The organism is Geobacillus sp. Sah69, assembly GCF_001414205.1.
Classification (GTDB): domain Bacteria; phylum Bacillota; class Bacilli; order Bacillales; family Anoxybacillaceae; genus Geobacillus; species Geobacillus stearothermophilus.
This window is the reverse complement of record NZ_LLKS01000032.1, coordinates 418,058-439,486: the sequence shown is the minus strand read 5'-3', so window position 1 is coordinate 439,486 and position 21,429 is coordinate 418,058. Positions and strand designations below refer to the sequence as shown.

General features: G+C 49.4%; 15 protein-coding genes and 2 pseudogenes. 9 read left to right on the top strand and 8 right to left on the bottom strand.

The annotated features are described in order from the left end of the window. Positions 1-51 precede the first annotated feature (51 nt). The 4 genes and pseudogenes from AP057_RS08695 to copZ all read left to right on the top strand — a co-directional run. Positions 52-678: pseudogene (locus AP057_RS08695) on the top strand (RNA-guided endonuclease TnpB family protein); the annotation flags it as partial. A gap of 556 nt (positions 679-1,234) precedes the next feature. Further along, entirely contained in the window at positions 1,235-1,546 is a 312-nt protein-coding gene (locus AP057_RS08690; protein WP_013523213.1) for a metal-sensing transcriptional repressor, read from the top strand. A 15-nt stretch (positions 1,547-1,561) separates the two neighbouring features. After that, a complete protein-coding gene (locus AP057_RS08685; RefSeq protein WP_055358537.1) occupies positions 1,562-3,958 on the top strand; it encodes a heavy metal translocating P-type ATPase in 2,397 nt (798 codons plus the stop codon). 21 nt (positions 3,959-3,979) lie between these two features. Continuing rightward, a complete protein-coding gene (copZ, locus tag AP057_RS08680; protein ID WP_011230404.1) occupies positions 3,980-4,183 on the top strand; it encodes a copper chaperone CopZ in 204 nt (67 codons plus the stop codon). Positions 4,184-4,378: 195 nt separating this feature from the next. Here the strand turns inward: copZ and AP057_RS08675 are convergent, their stop codons facing one another. Both AP057_RS08675 and AP057_RS08670 read right to left on the bottom strand, forming a co-directional pair. Next, positions 4,379-5,956, bottom strand: coding sequence for a multicopper oxidase family protein (locus AP057_RS08675; RefSeq protein WP_055358536.1), 1,578 nt, complete (start codon positions 5,954-5,956; stop codon positions 4,379-4,381). A 129-nt stretch (positions 5,957-6,085) separates the two neighbouring features. Next, positions 6,086-6,976: a C39 family peptidase gene (locus tag AP057_RS08670; RefSeq protein WP_055358535.1), complete on the bottom strand. Its 891-nt coding sequence runs from the start codon at positions 6,974-6,976 to the stop codon at positions 6,086-6,088. Positions 6,977-7,294: 318 nt separating this feature from the next. Here AP057_RS08670 and AP057_RS08665 point away from each other — a divergent pair. Beyond that, a pseudogene (locus tag AP057_RS08665) lies at positions 7,295-8,165 on the top strand (IS982 family transposase). A 138-nt stretch (positions 8,166-8,303) separates the two neighbouring features. Here the strand turns inward: AP057_RS08665 and AP057_RS08660 are convergent. Continuing rightward, positions 8,304-9,923 (bottom strand): PucR family transcriptional regulator, encoded by a 1,620-nt coding sequence (locus AP057_RS08660; protein WP_055358534.1) that lies wholly within the window; start codon positions 9,921-9,923, stop codon positions 8,304-8,306. Positions 9,924-10,085: 162 nt separating this feature from the next. Here AP057_RS08660 and AP057_RS08655 point away from each other — a divergent pair, with 162 nt between their 5' ends. From AP057_RS08655 to AP057_RS08645, 3 genes are all read left to right on the top strand, one after another. After that, positions 10,086-11,324, top strand: coding sequence for an allantoate amidohydrolase (locus AP057_RS08655; RefSeq protein WP_055358533.1), 1,239 nt, complete (start codon positions 10,086-10,088; stop codon positions 11,322-11,324). A 109-nt stretch (positions 11,325-11,433) separates the two neighbouring features. Beyond that, positions 11,434-12,714, top strand: coding sequence for an IS110 family transposase (locus AP057_RS08650; protein ID WP_055358532.1), 1,281 nt, complete (start codon positions 11,434-11,436; stop codon positions 12,712-12,714). A 393-nt stretch (positions 12,715-13,107) separates the two neighbouring features. Continuing rightward, entirely contained in the window at positions 13,108-14,001 is an 894-nt protein-coding gene (locus tag AP057_RS08645) for an accessory Sec system S-layer assembly protein (RefSeq protein ID WP_049626153.1), read from the top strand. A 172-nt stretch (positions 14,002-14,173) separates the two neighbouring features. On the opposite strand, the gene AP057_RS08640 is transcribed toward AP057_RS08645, so the two are convergent. The 5 genes from AP057_RS08640 to AP057_RS08620 form a co-directional block, all read right to left on the bottom strand. After that, complete coding sequence (locus tag AP057_RS08640; protein WP_033014874.1) at positions 14,174-15,586, bottom strand: S41 family peptidase; 1,413 nt, start codon at positions 15,584-15,586, stop codon at positions 14,174-14,176. Between the two features lie 31 nt (positions 15,587-15,617). Next, on the bottom strand, positions 15,618-16,358 hold the full coding sequence (locus AP057_RS08635; RefSeq protein ID WP_055358531.1) for a hypothetical protein: 741 nt from the start codon (positions 16,356-16,358) through the stop codon (positions 15,618-15,620). A 163-nt stretch (positions 16,359-16,521) separates the two neighbouring features. After that, entirely contained in the window at positions 16,522-16,923 is a 402-nt protein-coding gene (locus tag AP057_RS08630) for a hypothetical protein (RefSeq protein ID WP_049624559.1), read from the bottom strand. A gap of 173 nt (positions 16,924-17,096) precedes the next feature. Continuing rightward, on the bottom strand, positions 17,097-19,055 hold the full coding sequence (locus tag AP057_RS08625; RefSeq protein ID WP_055358530.1) for a phosphodiester glycosidase family protein: 1,959 nt from the start codon (positions 19,053-19,055) through the stop codon (positions 17,097-17,099). A gap of 155 nt (positions 19,056-19,210) precedes the next feature. Continuing rightward, entirely contained in the window at positions 19,211-20,443 is a 1,233-nt protein-coding gene (locus AP057_RS08620; protein ID WP_055358529.1) for a CAP-associated domain-containing protein, read from the bottom strand. Positions 20,444-20,665: 222 nt separating this feature from the next. On the opposite strand from AP057_RS08620, the gene AP057_RS08615 reads away from it, so the two are divergent. Next, positions 20,666-21,409, top strand: coding sequence for a hypothetical protein (locus AP057_RS08615; RefSeq protein ID WP_053915075.1), 744 nt, complete (start codon positions 20,666-20,668; stop codon positions 21,407-21,409). Positions 21,410-21,429: the final 20 nt, after the last annotated feature.

Genomic DNA, 21,429 nt, shown 5'->3' with positions numbered 1-21,429 from the left:
AATCGCCTTAACTATATTTTGCTGAAAATAGGATAGATTCAGTAAAATATAGACGGCAGATCATTCATCATTGATGGGCGGAGATTAAAAAGTATMAATCAATGGTTTAACAAAGAAAATGCCAGACTTCAAAGCATAAAAGATAAGCAAAAAATCAAAGGCACCACTCGTAAACAGGCTTTGCTTGCTATGAATCGCAATAATAAAGTGAATGATTATATCAACAAGACTTGCCGTTACATCATTAACTACTGTATTGAAAATCAAATTGGCAAACTTGTCATTGGCTATGCGGAAACATGGCAACGCAATATTAATCTAGGAAAAAAGACAAATCAAAACTTTGTCAATATTCCTCTCGGTAACATAAAAGAAAAACTAGAATATCTTTGTGAATTTTACGGCATTGAATTCTTGAAACAGGAAGAATCCTATACGTCTCAAGCCAGCTTTTTTGACGGCGATGAGATTCCTGAATATAATGCCGACAATCCAAAAGAATATAAGTTCAGCGGCAAACGTATTAAGCGAGGTTTGTATCGAACAAAGTCTGGCAAACTAATGAATGCTGATGTCAATGGCGCATTAAACATCTTAAAGAAAAGTAAAGCTGTAGACCTGAGTGTCTTATGCTCTAGCGGCGAAGTGGACACGCCTCAAAGAATAAGGATTGCTTGAAGCAGTCAAACTTCTTTGGAAGCCCCCACTTCAAATTTTCGCTAGAAAATTAAGTGGGGGTAGTTCACACTTTATCGGATAAATTTGCAGAATGTATGGATTTCAATAAACTGTAACGATTTGAAGATATTTTATTGCTATTGTGAAATTAATCACAGCAACCTCCCCCATTTGCCACTATCATGTCGGTAGACTCAACCTAAAAGCCCGGTGAAAAACGGGGCGTTGCGGGCAAATCAACGGCGTTGGATCAGAATCGCAAGCCCGTTTGTCAAAGTTTCTCTAAGTCTCCCACTTCGAAACGAAGTGAAAGCGGGAGATGAATTTCGGTTAGGCACAGCCTAAAGCTGTCTCTTATCATGAATTGGACCTGTGCAGGGAGTCCAGCCCGCAGCGAATCCTATGCCAATTAAAATTGTGAATTTTTTGTGGAAAGCGGGCTTTTTCCTGCGCAGGTATTGATTACGGTTTTGTGGTGAACATGATTTGTAGAGGGGATCTCTGTTGCATTTTATACCCATTACCGGTATAATGTAATGAAAAGAGGTGATGTTTGATGAACCATTATGAAGATCATCATGTGGATAAAAAAATGGTTCCACGAACAGAACAGGAAATCGAACGCATTATCAAGCGCTTGAAGCGCATCGAAGGACAAGTGCGCGGTGTACAAAAAATGGTGGAGGACAATCGTTATTGCATCGATATTTTAGTGCAAATTTCCGCGATCAGAGCGGCGTTGAACCAAGTCGGGCTGCAGCTGCTTGAACGCCACGTGAGCCATTGCGTGGCGAAAGCGATCCGTGAAGGGAGCGGAGACGAATCGATTCGCGAATTGATGGATGTGATGAAACAATTTTCGAAGTAAGGGAGGGAAAGGGAAATGGGAGAGCCGAAAACCGTGACGCTGAAGGTGACCGGCATGACATGCGCCGCGTGCGCCAATCGGATTGAGAAAGTATTGAATAAGATGGAAGGCGTCAAAGCCCATGTCAATTTGGCCATGGAAAAAGCCACGATTCAATACGATCCATCGAAGCAAACGATCGCCGATATCGAAACGAAAATTGAGAATTTGGGGTATGGCGTTGCGACAGAAAAAGTGACGCTTGATATTGAAGGAATGACATGTGCGGCCTGTGCGACGCGGATTGAAAAAGGGTTAAATCGGATGGAAGGTGTGACAAGCGCTGCTGTCAACTTGGCGACAAACAGCGCGGTGGTCGAATACAAGGAGGGTGTTGCATCTGTCGAAGACATTTTAGAGAAAATCAAAAAGCTTGGGTATAAGGGGCAAATTCGAAACGAAGAACAAGACGATGCTGGCCGGAAAGAAGAGCGGTTGAAACAAAAACAACGGCAACTTGCCATTTCCATCATCTTATCGTTGCCGCTGCTTTATACGATGCTGGCTCATATGCCGTTTGATATGGGCTTGCCGATGCCGAAGCTCTTGATGAATCCGTGGTTCCAGCTTCTTTTCGCTACACCGGTTCAGTTCTACATCGGCGGTCCTTTCTATGTCGGGGCGTACCGGGCGTTGCGAAACAAGAGCGCGAACATGGACGTCCTCGTGGCGCTTGGAACATCGGCTGCGTACGTTTACAGCTTGTACGAAGCTTTTCGGACGCTTGGGAATCCTGACTATATGCCGAGACTGTATTTTGAAACAAGCGCCGTCTTGATTACGCTTGTGCTTGTCGGAAAATACGTTGAGGCTCTTGCGAAAGGGCGGACAACGGAAGCGATTTCAAAGCTCCTTAGCTTGCAGGCAAAGGAAGCGACTGTCATCCGTCATGGGGAAGAAAGAAAAGTTCCGCTCGAGGAAGTGGTGATTGGCGATACGATCCTTGTCAAGCCAGGAGAAAAAATCCCGGTGGACGGTACGGTCATCGCCGGAGCATCCTCCGTAGACGAATCGATGATTACCGGTGAATCGATTCCGGTTGATAAGAAGGAAGGCGACTATGTGATCGGGGCGACGATGAATACGAATGGCGTACTGACCATTCGCGCAGAAAAAGTAGGAAAAGATACAGCACTTGCCAATATCATTAAAATCGTCGAAGAGGCACAAGGTTCGAAAGCCCCGATTCAGCGGATGGCCGATGTCATTTCCGGTATTTTCGTACCGATTGTTGTCGGAATTGCGGTTGTTTCCTTTCTAATCTGGTACTTCTTCGTTGCGCCGGGTGATTTGGCCAAAGCGCTTGAGGCGGCCATCGCCGTTCTTGTCATCGCGTGCCCTTGTGCGCTCGGTTTGGCCACACCGACATCGATTATGGTCGGTACAGGAAAAGGGGCAGAACAAGGAATTCTCTTTAAAGGAGGTGAGTACCTAGAGGGAACGCATAAAATCAATGCCGTATTACTCGATAAAACAGGAACCGTGACAAAAGGAAAACCGGAAGTCACCGATGTGCTGGCCTTCCGCGAGGACATGCTCGATTATGCGGTTTCCGCCGAGAGCGCTTCGGAGCATCCGCTGGCTCATGCGATTGTGGAATACGGGAAGAAACAAGCGATTTCGCTGAAGCCATTGGAGCACTTCTCCGCCATTACCGGCCACGGAATTGAAGCGGTCATTGACGGAAAAAGCATCCTTATTGGGACGCGAAAATTGATGAAGGAACGCTCTGTAGCGATTGCTGTGCATGAAGATAAAATGGTAGAGCTTGAAAAACAAGGGAAAACAGTGATGCTCGTTGCCATCGATGGACAGCTTGCCGGCATCATTGCGGTCGCGGATACGGTAAAAGAAAGCTCCAAAGAAGCCATTCAAACATTAAAACAAATGGGCATCGATGTCTATATGGCAACAGGGGACAATCAACGGACAGCGGAAGCGATCGCCAATGAAGTCGGCATTGAGCATGTGTACGCCGAGGTGCTCCCGGAAGACAAAGCGAACATCGTCGAGGAATTGCAAAAGCAAGGAAAACGTGTGGCGATGGTCGGTGATGGCATTAATGACGCTCCAGCTCTTGCGAAAGCGGATATTGGGATGGCGATTGGCACGGGAGCTGATGTCGCCATCGAGACCGCGGACGTGACCTTGGTCGGCGGCGATTTACGCCATATCCCGAAAGCCATTGAGTTGAGCCGCCAAACGATGAAAAACATTCGGCAAAATCTGTTCTGGGCGTTGTTTTATAATACGATTGGCATTCCGGTCGCCGCTTTCGGATTATTAGAACCATGGATCGCGGGGGCAGCGATGGCGTTCAGCTCGGTGTCGGTTGTTACCAACGCGCTTCGTTTGAAACGCGTGAAACTATAAACATTTAAGGAGGAATGGATGATGACGATTACATTACAAGTACAAGGAATGACATGCGGACATTGCAAAGCGGCAGTGACCAATGCCCTTCAAGCGTTGGATGGCGTCAGCCGTGTAGAGGTGCATTTGCAAGAAGGTACGGTTGATGTGGAGTATGATGAAACAAAGGTCAGCGTAGAAAAACTGAAAGAAGCGATTGAAGAGCAAGGATATGATGTGAAATAACATACGGAAGGTGCCCCGAAGTGATGACGGGGCACTTTTTTATCTAGAACGTAGCGGGTCTCGGCTGGGGAAAGTTTTTTCTCTTCTTGAAGAATATCGGGAAAGCGGGATGTTGTAATGAAAATAACAGGCGCGGAAAAAAAGAGGGACTGACCCAAAACGCATTTGTGTTTTGGGTCAGCCCCTTCAGCTTTTTTATTCACCTTTATTGGTTGTGTCATTCGGATCTGGAGTATAGTCCGATTTGTAGTCGGTATATTTGACTTCTGTCACCATTCCCGCTGAAGCATGGTGCAAGTCATGGCAATGGAACATCCAATTTCCCGGATTATCCGCTTTAAACGCGACGACATATTCTTCACCAGGGTTTACATTTAAGGAATCCTTTATCAATGGAGAGCCTGTGACCGGCTTGCCGTTTTTGCTTAACACTTGGAAGAAATGGCCGTGTAAATGCATCGGATGTACATCCATCGGCGAGTTGTTCACGATTTTTACTTTTACGAAATCTCCTGTCTTCACATGAATAGGCGCTGTGTCAGGATACGTTTTCCCATTAATCGTGAAAATCATGCCATTTTTGCCCATGGCCGTTCCTAAATCCATTGTATACTCTACATCATATTTTTGGTCTAACGTAAATGGACCTGTTTCATATTTTCCATATGTTGTCATATCCGCGACAGGGAGGTTTTCTTTTGCATTTGCTTTGTCCGTATTGTTTGCTTGTCCTTCGTATTGAATTTTCACTTTCATGCCATCGGTGCCTTTCATATTGCCGTGGCATTCCAGCAGCCATTCACCCGGGTTATTGGCGATAAACTCAATGTCGTAGCGCTCACCCGGAGCGATATTCAACAGTTCATCTTTGATTGGTTGCGGGTTCTTTAACGGTTGGCCGTCCGTTGCGACAATTTTAAACTCATGTCCATGCAAATGAAGCTTGTGGGACATGTACCCTGCATTGATCAGACGAAGCCGCACTTTTTCGCCTTTTTTCACTTTTAACGGTTGGACAGCAGCCCCGCTTTTTCCGTTAATCGTGAAAATATCATACATATTCATATCATGGCCCATGCTGCTCATATCCATTTGTTGATTATCAGAGCTATTTCCATTATTCATATTACTATGATCCATTCCACTCATATCCATATTTCCTTCATCCGGATTGCTCATCCATTCATCTAACACAAGTGTATAATCTCGATCTACTTTTTCTTCATTTTTCGGTTCTACGATTAATGTACCGTATAATCCCTTGTCCACTTGCTCGGCGCTTTTTTGATGGGAATGATAAAAATACGTTCCCGGCACGGTTGCTGTAAATTCATACGTAAACGTTTCACCCGGTTTAATGGCGTCCATCGTGACACCCGGTACTCCATCTTGGTTATTTGGAACAGGGTAGCCGTGCCAGTGAATCGTGATCGGTTCTGGCAATTCATTTTTTAAAACAATTTTCACATTATCCCCTTGCTTTACGCGGATTTGCGCACCGGGTACCGATCCATTGTACGTGTAGACCGGGAGTTTGATTTGACCATTAATGGGTAATAACGCTTCCTTCGCAGTAAGGTGAATTTCTTTCCCGGATAATACTTCTGTATTGGTTGCTAAAGGCAATTGCTGCTTGCTCGTTTCAGCGGAAGTATTTTCTTTTTCCATATTCATGCCGGACATGTCGTGTCCCTGCATGGAAGATGGATTTGAGCAAGCTGCGCCAATCGCTGCTACTCCTGCGAAAATGGCGCCAAGCAGCCATTTTTTCATGTCGTTTTCCCTCCTTAAGCTTGTAGTGGGAGATGCAATGATATGATAAAAAATAGATGTGCAAAATGTATGGAGAAAATCGTTCAACTGAAATGTAAAAAAAGGCAAGCGATTCGGATTCACCGATGTCTAACGGTGGTAGGTAATCGCCTGCCGTCCCATTTGAACCCAAGCGTCGATAAAGTCTTGTTTCGGCGCTTTTTGGTTTTTGACAGCGGTCAATGGATCATTGAAATAAATGTACTGCTCATCGTATCCCGTAATGAGCACCGCGTGTTCCCGGTACGTGATTTTGATCGGGCCTTGCGGGGTTTGCCATTCCCGAAAGGCAGAGGGAGGAAGAGGACGAAAGGTGGTGTTGGTGATCACCCAAACCGGTGTGCCTTTGGCCAAGTATGTATAGATGTTCTCAAACGATTGCCCTGTTAAGTCGATGATTTGGTTAGGCAAGTACCGCTCAGCCAACTGCTTGATCGGCTTATGGTACACGCCGTATCCAGGCTTCGATAACGTATACATATCGCCGACAAACCCTTCATTTGGGTGTCCGTAAAACACTTGGCCATTCCGCACTTGATAGGGAGTAGGGTTTTTCTTGATTTGTTTCGCCAACGTCATCTTATCGACGCGAATGCCCGCATGATTCAAGAGCATGGCCAAGCTGGTTACTTCGCATCCTCTTGGCAGTTCCGGAAGCTGAGACAAAAGGGGAGCGTCAATCAGGACGGATGTCTTTAGCGATTGTTTCTTTGAAGCGGCAGCTGATCGATTCGCCTCCTTTGCTTGATTGCTCGGGGACGGGTCGGTTTCTCTGCTGTTTCTGTTCTGTATGAAGGCTTTGATGGCATCGCCTATCTGGGCCGAACTTGCATAATAGGATAATGAGGCGGCCAATAGCAAGAAACACGAAATATACAATCCGAGCGACCGTTGATTCATCCTCCCGTTCAGAGGTCTTCTCAAGAGAACAAAACAAAGGGAAACGATGAGAAAAGTCAAAAAAAGGATAAACGCTAACAAGCCATTCTCAACTCCTTTATAACACGTGTGTGTTTTTATAGTAACAGATCGATGTGCAAAAATGGTGAAATTCACACTTTCTCCATATTTTATCGTTAATATTATGAGAAACTGAAAATCTTGCAAGCAGTTTTCCTGAAAAAATGGAAACAGATTGTTTTTGAAACTTGATGTTGTGTACGATAGAATGAAAGTGTCTTTGTATAAATCATTTTAACCCGTGGTGCTAGATAAACTTGGGCAAGCATAAAAATAGCCCTTGCTGGCGGATCTCCTGTAGAATGAAAGTGCGACCTGCCATTCGAAAGGAGAATCCCCATGCAAGAGCACTTTCATTTTACTACAGATCAAGCAAAGATTCAAAAGCAATATGCCGCCATTTTCGTTTTTGTTTCTGCTCAACTGTCATCGATTCAGATGTACCTACAGCGTCGCAACCGCCATTTGGTCAAACAGGAAGACGCCGTGGTCATCGCGATTCATCTTTTAGGAAAGTTGCTCGGTTTTACTTCYGAACGRGCSTGGCATCGTTTTGTCACGGGAAATTTGTTCACAAACGGCTCGTTTCTTGAACGCTCCCGATACAACCGCCGCTGCCGGGCGCTTGGTTTCGCCATCAAATGGATCCGTCATGAGCTGGCGAAACGTGGCCAACACCATGCTTATGCGGTCGTCGACAGCTTGCCTCTTCCGTTGTGCCATCCCGYAAGAATGCAGCGCGTCAAGCGATTTCGAGGGATCGCAGATATGGGGTATTGTGCTTCCAAAAAGCAATGGTACTACGGTTTCAAGCTGCATCTTCAAGTGACCAATCAAGGGCTGGCCTGTCGTGACGGAAGCGTCCTGCCACGACGTCAAAGCCGCTGAAACGGTGATGACTCAAATCCCTCATCCCTACAACTTTGGGGACAAAGGGTACATCAGCCACGCTCTTCGAGAAAAGCTGTACGAAGAACACCAAGCCGCGTTCTGGACACCGTCTCGACACAATCAAAAGCACGGCCCATCCAAGGCATGGGAAGAATGGATCAGGAAAAAACGCAAAGTCATCGAGACGGTGTTTTCGATTCTCGTAGACCAATACCGGATCACCGACATTCGAGCGAATTCCATGGCCGGGTTTGAAGTGGCACTCGATGGCATCTTGTTGGCTTATTCCTTGGTCACACTAGGGCTGGTTGAGCGCTGACGCTCAACTAGCACCACGGGTTTATCTGTTGTTATTAAACCAATATCGGTATTTGTCAAAAAATATAACAATGATAATTTAACACTATCCCCGAGAGAGCTCCCGCCTTCGAATAGAGTGCAGGCGGGAGAGATTCATTTACAGGTGAAGCAGGTGTTTGATCCGAAAAGCTAGGCGGAGGCGGAATGTCGTCTCAGGATCTTTCAAATCTTTCTGGATCAGTTCTTCGCATTTTTCCAGTCGATAAATGACTGTATTCCGGTGAACATATAGTTTTTTCGCAGTTTCTGAAATTTGTCCATGGTTTTCTAAAAACACGAATAACGTTTGTAACAACATATCCCGTTCATTTGTTGAAGAAAGAGCCAACTTTTGAAATGTTTCATAATAGAAGGTTTTTAAATAATCCGGAGGAATCATTTGCAATAGTTCGGAAATGTCTTTTCGGCGATAAATTTGGATGAACTGGTGATGGTTTGCTAATTGGCCGATTTGCAACGCTTCTAATGCTTCTTTAAACCCTTTTTGCACGTCTAAAAATTGTGTGCATAAGTTGCTAACACCAAACGAAATGGTTCGATTGTATGTGTTCTTAATTTTGTACTGCAATTCTTTCAAAAATGGAAAAACGGTTGTGTGGAACTCGTTCCACGATTGGGAGATCGGAAATAAGGAAACGCATGTCGTTCCTTTCACAAAATGATGAACAGATGGAAAACAAACCTTCGTTTCGTCTTCGATCCATTCAAAAATCATATCTATTTCCTTCTGTGATTGGATGAAACTCAACGATGCTAGGTTCTCATCGAGCTTGCCAACGACACAAACATATGGCTGTTCATTTTCAATTTGGAATTCTTTGGCTTTTATCACGATTTCTTCTTGCGAGTGGAAAGCCCCCTCTATGATGTTGTTAAAAAATTCATTGCGCACTCTTTTTCCGTACTGCTTCAATGCTTTTTCTTTCATGAACTCAAAAGCGATAACGTTGGTTGCTTGTTCAACCGTTAAAACAAGCGATGGTTTTGAAAAAGGAATTGTTCCTACGATGATTAAGCAACCGCTTTTCTCTTCGTGAGTATAAATTGGGAAAGCAGAAAAAGTTTTTTTATTGCCTAATAGCGAAAAACAAGAATAGGGTGTTTTTTGCAAAAACAGGCGATATCCGTTTTTATGCAGATCTGTTAAATCCACAAGAAGATGGAAATCAGGATGCGATGAACTGATGACGCGAAGGTATTTATCTAACAATAGAACAGGATGGCGAATAATAGACGATAAGTTTTTTAATAAAGAAGAAATGCCTTTTCCGCTCATAATATGCTCGGTAAACTTTTGATGGGTTTCAATCGCTTGCAACAGCTCGTTTGTTCGTTTATCAAGAATACGGCTTAATGTTTGCGTAACGACGTCGCCTAAGGCGATATGAATAGGCAGTTCGATAAGAGGGAATTCCATTTTATTCGCAAAAGCAAGCACCTCATGCGGAATTTCATGTAAAAAGCGTTTTGTTTTGATAGCAAGTCCTGCGCATTGTCGATTGACCATGCTTTGGACTAATTCGAGCAAATCGTTCGGTTTATCCTTTAAGTGGTAGGCGGTTGTGACAAGCAGCTCGTTTGGTTTTAAGTAATCAGCAATATCGGGGGCGTCCATCATGTTCATGCTATATACTTCGCGGTCTTTTCCTTTTTGTCCGGCTACTAATCGAGCTGACTGGAAGGCAGGGACTGAGCGGAATAAATCAGAAATTTTCATTAGCGTTCGCGCTCCTTTTTAGTCAAGTTGTATAAAAAAGTGTTGAATTTATAGCGATTTTACCAATGAATATCTTTCAATGGCAAGATAAAATAAAATCTATATTACAAGTCTTGCGATCTTTTATGACAATTCATGTTTTTAAGCAGAGGTGTACAGCAAATGACGATGCCTAATCTGCAAGTCGATCCTAGCCGAATTGTACAGAGAATTGAGGAGTTGGCCCGGTGCAGTGCAACAAAAGTAGGAGTGACACGCCTTTCATTTTCCGAAGAAAGCGAACGGGCTAATCAATTGGTCGCTCAATGGATGAAAGAGGCAGGAATGGATGTTAGAAAAGATGGAATGAACAATCTGATCGGCCGATACGAAGGGAAAGATCGCGATGCGCCGATTTTGCTTGTCGGATCGCATCTCGATTCAGTTGTTGAAGGCGGAAAATATGACGGCATTCTTGGGGTCGTAGCGGCGATTGAGGCTGTTCATACACTGCATTGGCATGGCATACGGCCCAACTGCTCTATTGAAGTCGTCGGTTTTTCGGATGAGGAAGGAGCAAGATTTCATACGACACTGCTTGGAAGCCGGGCGATGACAGGCCATCTTCGTCCGGAAGAACTGTTGGCCAAAGATGACCAGGGAACGACGCTAGCGGAAGCGATGGAACAGCTCGGGATGAATCCGCATCACTATCGCGCCGCTGTCCGGGATCCTCGCACCATTCGTGGCTATATTGAACTACACATTGAACAAGGGCCGGTGCTCGAGCAAATCGGCCAAGCGTGCGGAGCGGTGTCTGGCATCGCTGGACAGTCGAGGTATACGTTTCGGATCGAAGGAAAATCAGGACATGCGGGTACGGTTCCTATTCAATGGCGGAAAGATGCGCTTGCCGGAGCGGCGGAAGTCATACTGGCAGCCGAACAAATGGCGAGCCAATGTGATCAGCTGATGATGACAGTAGGGAAATTATCTGTGTTTCCGGGCGTAAGCAATGTCATTCCTGGAGCGGTGGAAGGGACGGTTGATATTCGTTCCATTGATGATGAATTGCGGAAGAGTGCGATCAATGAATTCGTAAGGAAATGTGAAAATATTGCCCAACGACGGGGACTCGTTTGCCGATTTACGGAAGTGATGGATTCTCCGGCTGTATTATGTTCGGGTCATCTCACAAATGTGATTACCGATGTCTTAAAAGAGCACGGAATGGCTCCGGTTAAGCTTGTCAGCGGGGCTGGGCATGATGCGATGGCGTTAGCTTCCATTACCGATGTGGGCATGATTTTTGTACGATGTAAAGATGGACTGAGCCATCATCCGGACGAGTTTGTGTCTGTGGAAGATATTGAAACAGGCACGAATGTTTTATTAGATGTCATTCGGAAACTAACAGCATAAAGGAGCATTCCCGTTAGGAGCTTTTCCGGGGACTTGATCAAAAAAAGCCCTCTTGGTATGATGCAGGGGTGTCAAACAATACCTACCATCATGCCAAGGAGGACTTCAGATGAATTGTACACAAAACTATAAAATTGATCAAGTTACGGAACAAACGCTTGTCGTGGGCATCGATATCGCGAAACGAACCCACTACGCCTGCTTCGTGGATGACCGGGGGCGCGTGCTTCGCAAGTCGTTCCCGATCTTCCAGTCGAAAGAGGGGTTTCAGCAGCTGTATAAAGCGATTCAGGRGGCGATGCAAGCGTTYGGGAAGTCAGAGGTGATCGTCGCSGTGGAGCCGACCGGGCACTACTGGTTGAACCTGGCCTACTTCCTCGAGGAGCACGGGATCCCGTTGGTCATGGTCAACCCGGCGCATGTGTGCCGGTCGAAAGAACTYGATGACAACCTGCCGACGAAACACGACGCCAAAGACGCCCTGGTCATTGCCAGACTGGCAAAAGACGGACGATTCCTCGTCCCCCGGCTGCTGCACGAGATCGAAGCCGATTTGCGCGTGGGAAGCACGCTCAAAGAGAAGCTCCGCAAGGAACAGACGGCGGTGAAAAACGCGATCGTCCGCTGGACCGACCGATATTTTCCGGAGTTTTGGACGGTGTTTCGCGACCTGGGGAAAACGGCGCTTTCGGTGCTGGAGTGGACGCCGCTTCCGGCTGATATGGCCGGCCGGACCGCCGAGGAGCTCATCGAGGTGTACCGGCAAAGCGAAGGGATGAAATGCCCGCAGAAGGCCAAAATTCAGGCGTTGATCAACACCGCGAAGGACTCGATTGGGGTGACGGAAGGGACGACGATGGCCCGGTTTGAGATCGCCGCGCTCGTCCGCCGATACCGCCAATTGGAGGCTGAGATCGCCGCGTTGGACGCCGAGTTGAAGGCATTGGTTCAAACGACGATGGAGTATCAATGGCTGAAAACGGTCGACGGGTTGGGAGACGCCACGATTATCGATCTTCTGGCGGAGATCGGCAGCTTCGCCCACTATCGGGACCCGCGTCAATTGGTGAAGTTGGCGGGCCTGACGCTCAAGGAGAACTCCTCCGGCCAGCGCAAAGGGCAAAAGCACATCTCCAAACGGGGACGGAAACGGTTGCGCTCGGTGCTGTTTCGGGCGGTGATTCCGCTGATCCGGCACAACGAGGCGTTTCGCGAGCTGCATGAATATTACACGACCCGCCCCGTCAACCCGCTGACCGGAAAGCAGTCCATCGTCGCATTATGCCGGAAGCTGTTGAATGTGCTGTTTGCGATTTGTACGAAGAAACAAGCCTTTGACGCGGAGCGAATGAAACAGGACGTCTTGTCCCAGGTGCAACGGGCGGCCTAAGGCCTCCCCCTGCGAACGGAAGAATCGTTGGACAACGAGATGACACCGGAGAAGCTGGCGTGATTTTATCCATTCGACCTTGAGTCCCCAAAGGAGCTTGGCCGGCCTCCGCCTGATGACGAGACCGAACGAGGGAATGTTGGCGCGAAGACGCCCGGAGACATGGGAGGGTTCGTCCTCATCAGCGACGCGGAGATCCAAAGGGTGCATCGAATACGCTTCCCCCACGGCAGGAAAATATAACCAGCCGTGGCCGCGAAGCGCACCCTAGGTCTGTAAGATATCCACAAAACTGAAAAAGGATGTAAGAGATTTTGTCGAAAAATATTTTTTGGACACCCCTGAGGGGCCGAAAAGCCTTGATAAATCAACATTTCTAGAGGGAGGTTCCCTATGATTTTCCGACGAAAACAACGCACGCAACCGGAAGCCGAGCTGCCGGCGCAACATGTCAAACAGCCGGAGGTCGGAACGAAAACGACGCTGTCGTTTCATCCGGACTGGCAGCTGTCTCCGGAAGAAACGTACGTCTATCGCTTTTACCACGAACAGCTGCCGCCGCTTCAGCCAAACCAAATTTCCATTTCCGGCGTCAAGCTGGTCGAATACAACGATGGGTTTGTCGCTGTCGCCATTTTGCGCAACACGCTGCCGAAGCCGGTTCGCTTTGAACGAATCCGCCTGTTGCTGCTTGACGAGGATGGCACGGCGATTGCCCGCAAAGAGTTTGATATGAGCGCTTTCGGCGAACTGCCGCCAATGACGGCCCGCCCGTGGCGGTTTTTGTTCGCCGCCGAGGACAAGCTCGTCGATCAGTTGCCTCAAGATGGATGGAAGATCGCCTTTGAACTGACACCGCGGCATCGGCTCGATCTAGAGGAAAGCTGGGAGCAGACGCTGTCGGCCAAGCAGCGCCAACAGCTGCAAGCCCTCGTTGACTCGGTTCCGCCTCCCGCTCCCGGAGAGGTGAACTTCATGGGCATTGAAGCGAAACAGCTGCCTTCCGGTGAACTAGGCGTCACGTTGCTCATTCGCAACGGCAGCGACAAACATATCCATTTTGAACAAATCCCGCTTGAAGTGCGGGATTATGCTGGCGATATCGTCGCCCGCGGATTATTTCCGTGCCATCTGGAAGTGAAAGCCCACACCAGCAAACCATGGACGTTCCTCTTCCCACCGGAATTGCTGCGCAAAGCAGAACCGGATTGGACGTCCTGGAAGGTGACGATCCCATCCTCCCCGGCACAGAGCGAAAAGCAAGAAACGCAATCAAGCGAGGAGTAACCGGCAAAAAGCTGGCCCCCATGGTCGCCAAACGACCGATGGAGGCCAGCTTTCTTTGCATCGTTCCGTTCAAAACGACCGCGCTCCCGTTGTCCGTTGAGCCTTAGACGCAACAGCCGAACATTGCATCATCAAGAACGACGGCTATCCAACCCATCTCGACGGGAGGGCCTTATTTCGTAGAAGCAGCGGTTTGAATCTCCATGTAAGCACCTTTTTTCATCGCCACGCCGTCTTTGCTTTTCAACACCGGCGGAATGACCAATAAATAGCTCTGCCCTTTGGCCAGCTTCGCTGCCGGTTTGATCAAAAGCTCCGTCCCCCGGCGGATTTGCGCCGTCACCGCCGCTTCCCGTCCGCCTAATTGATACAATTTTACTCCGCTTACCGCGGTATTGGCGAGCGGACGAGAGAAGCGGACGACAAACGTCTTATCGACCGGCGCATTGCGCAGCTTGCCGAGCGACTGATACCCTTTCAGCTGGCCAATCAGCAAATCGCGGTGAGCGGCATACAGCTCTTTCCCAACAACCGTCGGCACATCCGGCTTCACCCCAACATGATGAATCGGCGTCCCTTTTGGCGAGAAAAAGTGGGCGACGGTCAACTTCAACATGCTGCCGTCCGACAGCTCAAACATTTCCTGCATCGATCCTTTGCCAAACGTCCGTTGCCCATACAAAACGGCCGCCTTTTGCTCCTTCACCGCCGCCGCCAACATTTCCGACGCGCTCGCGCTCGACGCGTTGACAAGCAGCCGGATCGGACCCGCCATTTGCACCGGCTGTTTGACAGCGGCATACACTTCTGGGTGATTCGAACGGTCGCGCAACTGAAACGCCTGTTTCACATTCGGGAAAAAGCCGGCGATTTGCTGCGCCGTTTCCACATATCCCCCCGGATTGTCGCGGAGGTCAAAAATCCACCCTTTCACCCCGCTTAACGAGCGAATGGCGCGTTCGATCTCAGCAGGCGCTGTCTCATCAAAACTATATAGCTGAATATAGCCGATATTCCCTGCCAGCCGTTTGAACTCCACGTTCGGCCAGTCGATTTTTTCCTGCTTGATGGTGACGCTGACGGTTTCCTCGGTCGACGGCCGCCAAACGGTTACGGCCACCGTCGTTCCTTCTTCCCCTGCGATCAAGCTCAATACTTTTTCCATTGTCTCATTCGTTACCGGCTGCCCGTCAACAGCCTGAATCACATCGCCCGGCTGCAGTCCGGCGCGGGCGGCTGGCCCATTGTCCAAGACAGACATGATGTGGACGCCGTTCTCATCTTCCTCAATCATCACGCCGATGCCGACAGACTCCATATCAATCCACTTCAAAAATTCCTCGTATTCTTCCTTTGTCATATAGGCAGAATACGGGTCAAGCTGTTTGACAATATCTTGCGGGGTGCTCGCCTTCAGCACTTGATCGCTCACTGGTTCCACATAATACTGGCGGACAATTTTCCGCACTTCTTCGAGCACCTTCGTTGACGCCGGAGCCGTCGCCGCCTCCGCCGGCGGACTCCAAACCGAAAATGAGGCCGCAAGCAATAGAAGAGCCGCCGCCCATCGCTGAATCACCTTCATATCCGTCTCTCCTCTCCCGACATGCGCCAGTTTATTCGATATCGACATCTAAGACAACCGGCGCTTTAAAATCATCGATATACACCGCCAGCTGCTTGCGCGTCGCCGCATCCACCACGTTTGGCAGCCACCGGTCGCAAAGCGACAGCAACCGCTCCGCCCGCGCGATATCCCCTTCATCATACGCATCAAGCAACTTGTCCATGGCTTTCATAATATTGATGGGATCATACGCGCGCTGCTTGACAGCCAAAGCCGGGCGTTGAAACCATCCTTCCATCTTTTCGCGCAGCGACGCTCCCGGAACGCGGCCGATGAGAATCGCTGTTTTGCGAATTTGATATTCCAGCGGACCGTAGGAATCGTACACAACATCCACATCCCCCGTCCGCAGCGCCCGGTCGACGTTGGCCGTCAAGGCGCGCAATCGCTCCCCGCTTTCGACGGCGCTGATATAGGCGGAAGCCTTTTTCATCGTCTGTTCTCCGGCCGCGATCCGTTTTTCCAACTGCGCCCTTGCCGTTTGTGGACGCACGCGCGCCACTTCTTTTTTTGCCGCCTCATAATCGCGTTTGACTTGGTTGAAGAGACGGTACGGCTTGGACCATTGATTGGCTTTCATCGCCCGCTCAAGCTGGGCGGCATGCTGTTCAAGCCGCTCCACATTCGGGAACGAGGCCGCTTCCGTCTGAACGGCCAACAGTGAAAAAGATAGCCAAAACACCGCCAGCCATCCGATGATGGAAAATGCTTTTCTCCGTTTTCTCCTCACGCTTTCACCTGCTATCTACAAAAATAGTAAACATGTATTTCAATTTTACTGGAAAAGAGGCAAAATGACAATATGCCCTGAAAAAAAATCCAACGTAAGCCCTTCCAAGCATAAATAAGGCTGACTCTTCAGCCACCTTTTTGACTGTCAGAGCCAGCCTTGATCAACGAAAGTGCGGCCAGTTCGTTTGCTGCTGATCCCCGTCGATTTTGCTTAGCGTCCGGTAGCGAAACGGAATGATGGCCTGTTCTGGCTTTCCAAGAAACTCTTTCGCCCATTCGAACGGAATCAAATCGAACTGTTCCTTGTTTTCGGCGATGAAATAGACGCCAACAACTCTCCCTTGTTGATGGAGGTCAATCGTTAAAAAAGCCGGATAATACGTGCCGTCTTGCGCCCACAGCACTGCTTTGGCCGTCACCCGGCCGCCTCCTTCCTCTTCCACATCCGGATTGGCGATTCGCTCCAACACTTTGATCGCCCATCCTTGTTTTTTATATCCTCCGACCAGCTTCGGCGGGTTTTTCCGCAACTGCTCCAACAACGTTTGTTCGTCCATCGTCAAGCTTTTGCCTCCCTTGCGGTTTGCCTATCCACATATATACAATACTTTTCAGAGAAATGCAAATGCCCAGAAGAACAGCATGCAAGGACTTTCTCGATTTCGGAACCCCTATCGATGAGCAACATCCCTTGTTCATTCACCATCCTTCTAGGCAAGCAGGGGAGGCGCGCCCATCAGCGGAAGATGGCGCGAAGGCCGTCGATGTAAATCGCTCCGGCGTTTTTCCGTCCGATATCCGTTTCCATATAACGCACCGGCATCTCCAGCATGAGCGGAAGCGCGACATCGCTAGGCACAGCGGCTTGCACATATTTCCAACCGGTCCAATTGACATGGCGGGCAAAATCGATCCAGATGCGGCGCCCGCTTCCATCCCGCAGCTGGGCGCGCAGCCAATGGCCGCTTCCGTCTCCATACACCCACATGCCAATCGCTTGCGGCCGTTTCGAAATCCAAATCGCTTCCTCCCGACTAGCATAGACGCCGGATGTCCCTGGCATCCCGCGAAAATCATATGAAATTTTCAGCGCCTGCTTTCCTTCTCTCACCTTTTCTGTCGTCCGCTCGACCGCAGCCCCCACATAGTTGACGCCCGATGCATTCCACTTCGACTCCGTTTCAAAGTCATCAAGCACTTCTTCGCTTTCCCCGTTCTCTTGCGTCTCTTTGTACACAACAAGAAGCGCATTCGCCACCGGACGCGCAAATCCATCAGACGGTTTGTTTTCGACTTTGAGCTGCCCGTTTGGCTGGCGGACGACAAAGGTCGAAGAACCGCCGCCATCGAGCGTCATCGCATCGACGGCGCCAAGCTCATACATCAGCTTGGCCAGCTCATTCAATGTCATTCCTTGGCTATGGGCAGGCTGGCGGCCATCGACAACGACGAGCATGACATTTCCGTTCTTGTCAATGCCGACGGCTGTACGCGGATGGACTCCTTCAATCGAAAACGGCTGCACTTTTCCATCCGCCACCAACCGGTATCGGCCGCCGAGCGCTTCTTTCACCCCACTCCATTCGGGCTGGTCATACTGAAGGGAAATTTCCACCGCATCCCCTTCTTTCGCCTGCCGCAAATAGTCGCTCGCCCGGCCATGGCCCGATAGCACGAGCTCTCCAGGCTGGAGCGGTTCATCGCCTTGACCGACTACCACTTTCTTCACCGTTCCGGTGACCGTTCCATTCCCGTTCAACACCCCTTGTACATTCGTCAGCACGACTTCCGTCCCAAGAGCGTTCGTTTTCGTGGAAGCAGCGAAATACGGGGTGTACAAAATCAACTGATGAGCGCGCCGCGGCTTGTTGATGCCATCGACGGGATATGAGCCTCCTTCTCCAATTCGAACGCCAATTTGAACATCTGGGTTTCCAATCATCGGCTTCCCATCAGCGCTGATGCCAAAAATCGTCCGTTCCGCCGCCGGCGTTGTATTCGTCATCACGATCTCTCCCCGGTGCACCATCAAATCGGTCGGCGAACCATCCTCTTTGAAATAATCGCCGTTCACCGCCGCCAGTACGATTCCGTCGCGGCCATCGTACCGTTTTGCCTGCTCAAGCACCGGTTCAATGCCAAGCACTTGATCATTGGACAGCGCCGTCTCAATGGCCAGCCTCTCATTCGACGTATCGATGTCAAGCTTGTACACATGCTGCTTGCCGCGCGTTCCGACGATTTCCATTTCCTCTTTTTCCACCCCGGAGGCGATGCGCGTCGACACCTCCTTTACCACCGTGCCGACCGCCAGTTGTTTCGCTCCGTACCGCCCAGGATTGACAAGCTTCAGCTTCTCCTTTGACGGCGTTTTATACACAACATGCCCTTTGATATTGGTGACGTAATATCCACCGCCAACCCCGTATTGGCCGCCAAACGCCTCGTCATACGAATACACCCGGTACTGTTCTCCAGGCTGCAACACGCGGACAAACGTCAGCGCCCCGTTTTCCCGTTTCCATAGGTTAATCGGTTTCACGATCTCCAATTTTCCAATCTGCCCCTGCACAAGGCGCATGCCTTCCCAGTAGACGACATTCGCTCCGGCATCCGCTTCTGCCGCCTGCAGCGCCGTCCATGCGGCCAACACCGCCCCGACCCCAATGCGGATGATGTTCTTCGCTTTTCCCACTAGTCCTATTTTCCTCTCTTTCTATCATTTTGTTGCCACTGATTCTATTATACGACAAACTTCTACAAAAAGGGGGATCTTTTTCCATTTATCTGGTCAAAAAAATGTCCCAGCACTGCTGGGACGCTCTTGAGAAGCGAAAGGATCATCCGCGGTCACGGAGCATAAAACTCTTGAGAGTAGTAGGGTTGATGAAATGAATTGAACGCCACCCCAACGCCGAGGCGGGTAAAGTCCGGATATAAAAGGTTTTGCCGATGACCGAGCGAGTGCATCCACGCTTCATGGACAAAAATCGCATCGTATTGTCCGTAGGCGATGTTCTCTCCCGCCACGCGATACGCGATGCCACGGCGCTTCAGGCGGTCAAACGGCGACAGGCCTTGCAAGTTCGTATGAGAGAAGTAGTGATGGACCGCCATATCTTCGCTATGTTCACGGGCGGCCGCCGCCGCCTTCGCATCCCACGCGAGCGCCGGAAGCCCGTGCAAGCGGCGCGCCGCGTTTGCTAAATCAAAAATTTGATATTCATAGGCCGTGCGCAGCTCCTCCGTCGGCGTTCCGTAAAACCCGGGCTTTTCATCCTCGAGCGCCCGATTGACGACAAGCACGCCATCCACCCGGTTGTTGTTGTACCGGTCATAAAAGAAGGTGACGTAGCGGCCGTTGACAAGATAGATCCCGTATTCGTCATTTTGAATGTTGTAGACGGCATCCTTTTTTTGGATGAAGGCGAGCGGCCGGCCGTAGCGCGCTTCCACCGCCGTTTTCGCCGTTCCGATGCCCGTTCCTTTTTTCGTTTGGACAATCGGCTGATTCGTGTACATCGCCGCCACCCGATCACGGTCATAGCTCACCAGCAAAAAGTTTTGGTAGCCGCCCTGATCATACGCCTCCCAATATAGGCCGTAGGCGTTTTTCGTCTTCCGCTTCGCCTTGCCGTACATCGCTTCGACCTTCGCGCGCGGATCGCCGATCGCCACCCCGTTCATCGTGACATCGACCATGTTCGCCTTCACTCGCTGCACGCATAAAACAGCGGCCAATTTCTCTTTTGACGGCGTTTCATAGCGGACGCGGGCATCGTTCTTGATCGCATATCCTCGGCCGACATCAAAATAACCGCCGCCCAGCGCGTACACGCGGTACACCGCGCCGCTTGGCAGCGTCTTGACAGCTTTGTTCGACAACCATAGCTCTGTCGGCGCTGTGACCGTCAACCGGCCGATTTGCCCGGGCTTCAGTTCAACGCCGTCCCACCACACTTTTTCCGTGCCGACACGTTCTCCGCATCCCCCCGCCTTGACCATGGATGAACTCGGCATCCAAAGCCATCCGGCCGCCGCCAACAGCATTCCAATTGCCACGGCCTGCACCCATTTCCTCACTTCCGCCCGCTCCTTCCTTTCTCTTTTTCTTTCATCATAGATGTCTTTCCGTCAAAAGAAAAGAGAAAAAAGAATGATTTCGAAGAAAAAGAGGGTGCTTTGGCGGTGCAAAGGTCAATATTTCGTCAAACAAGATTTCCAACAGACTTGGCTAAAGAGTGAAAGATAGGATAAAATGGATCATATTATTCTTCTATCTTTGTTAAGAGAGGAGCATACTTGATGAAGATCATGAAAAAATTTCTAGCCGTCTCAGCACTAAGCGCCGGAATCCTTCTGTCGCCGTTTCACGCCCACGATGCGCAAGCAAAAGTTTGGTGGAACGGCATGGAATTGGTGCAGGGACAGATCGGCAAGTTGACCGTTTTAAAAGATACCGAGCTTTATAAGTTGCAAGGAGAGAAGAAAGTTTACATAAAAACGTTAAAAGCCGGCGGAACGTACCGCATTTACACGTTTAAACCGGGCATGTTAGGGCTGGGCGGTGGATATTATGTCGATCGCGATGCTCGGGTAAAATACGAAACGCCGTCCAAAGCCAAACTCAATCAAGTCAAAATGGAGCAACTGTTCCGCGGAGTCAAGCTCGGCATGTCCGCTTCTCAAGTCAAGAAGTTGGAAACCGCAAAATTGATCCTACAAGAAAATATAGACGGCGGCCAAGCCTGGGTCTATTCGACTTCTCTTTTTGGATACGATACGCTGCTCGTCTATGGATTTGAGAACGGAAAGCTGGCCTTCTACGGCTACTCGTTCGATGCCGGAAAGGAGTATACAAACGATCAGCTCACAGCGATTTACAACAATCTGAAACAACAGCTCATCACGCTATTTGGAAACAAGTATGAACAGTCCGATTCTACCCAAGGCTACCCGCCTGCACTCGCCTTCCACAAAGACGGCCTTGTGATTGCCCTTTCCTATGATGCAGACGGGTTGGCGGTTACGATCACGAGTGCACAATAACGTGCAAAAAGCGAGGCTGC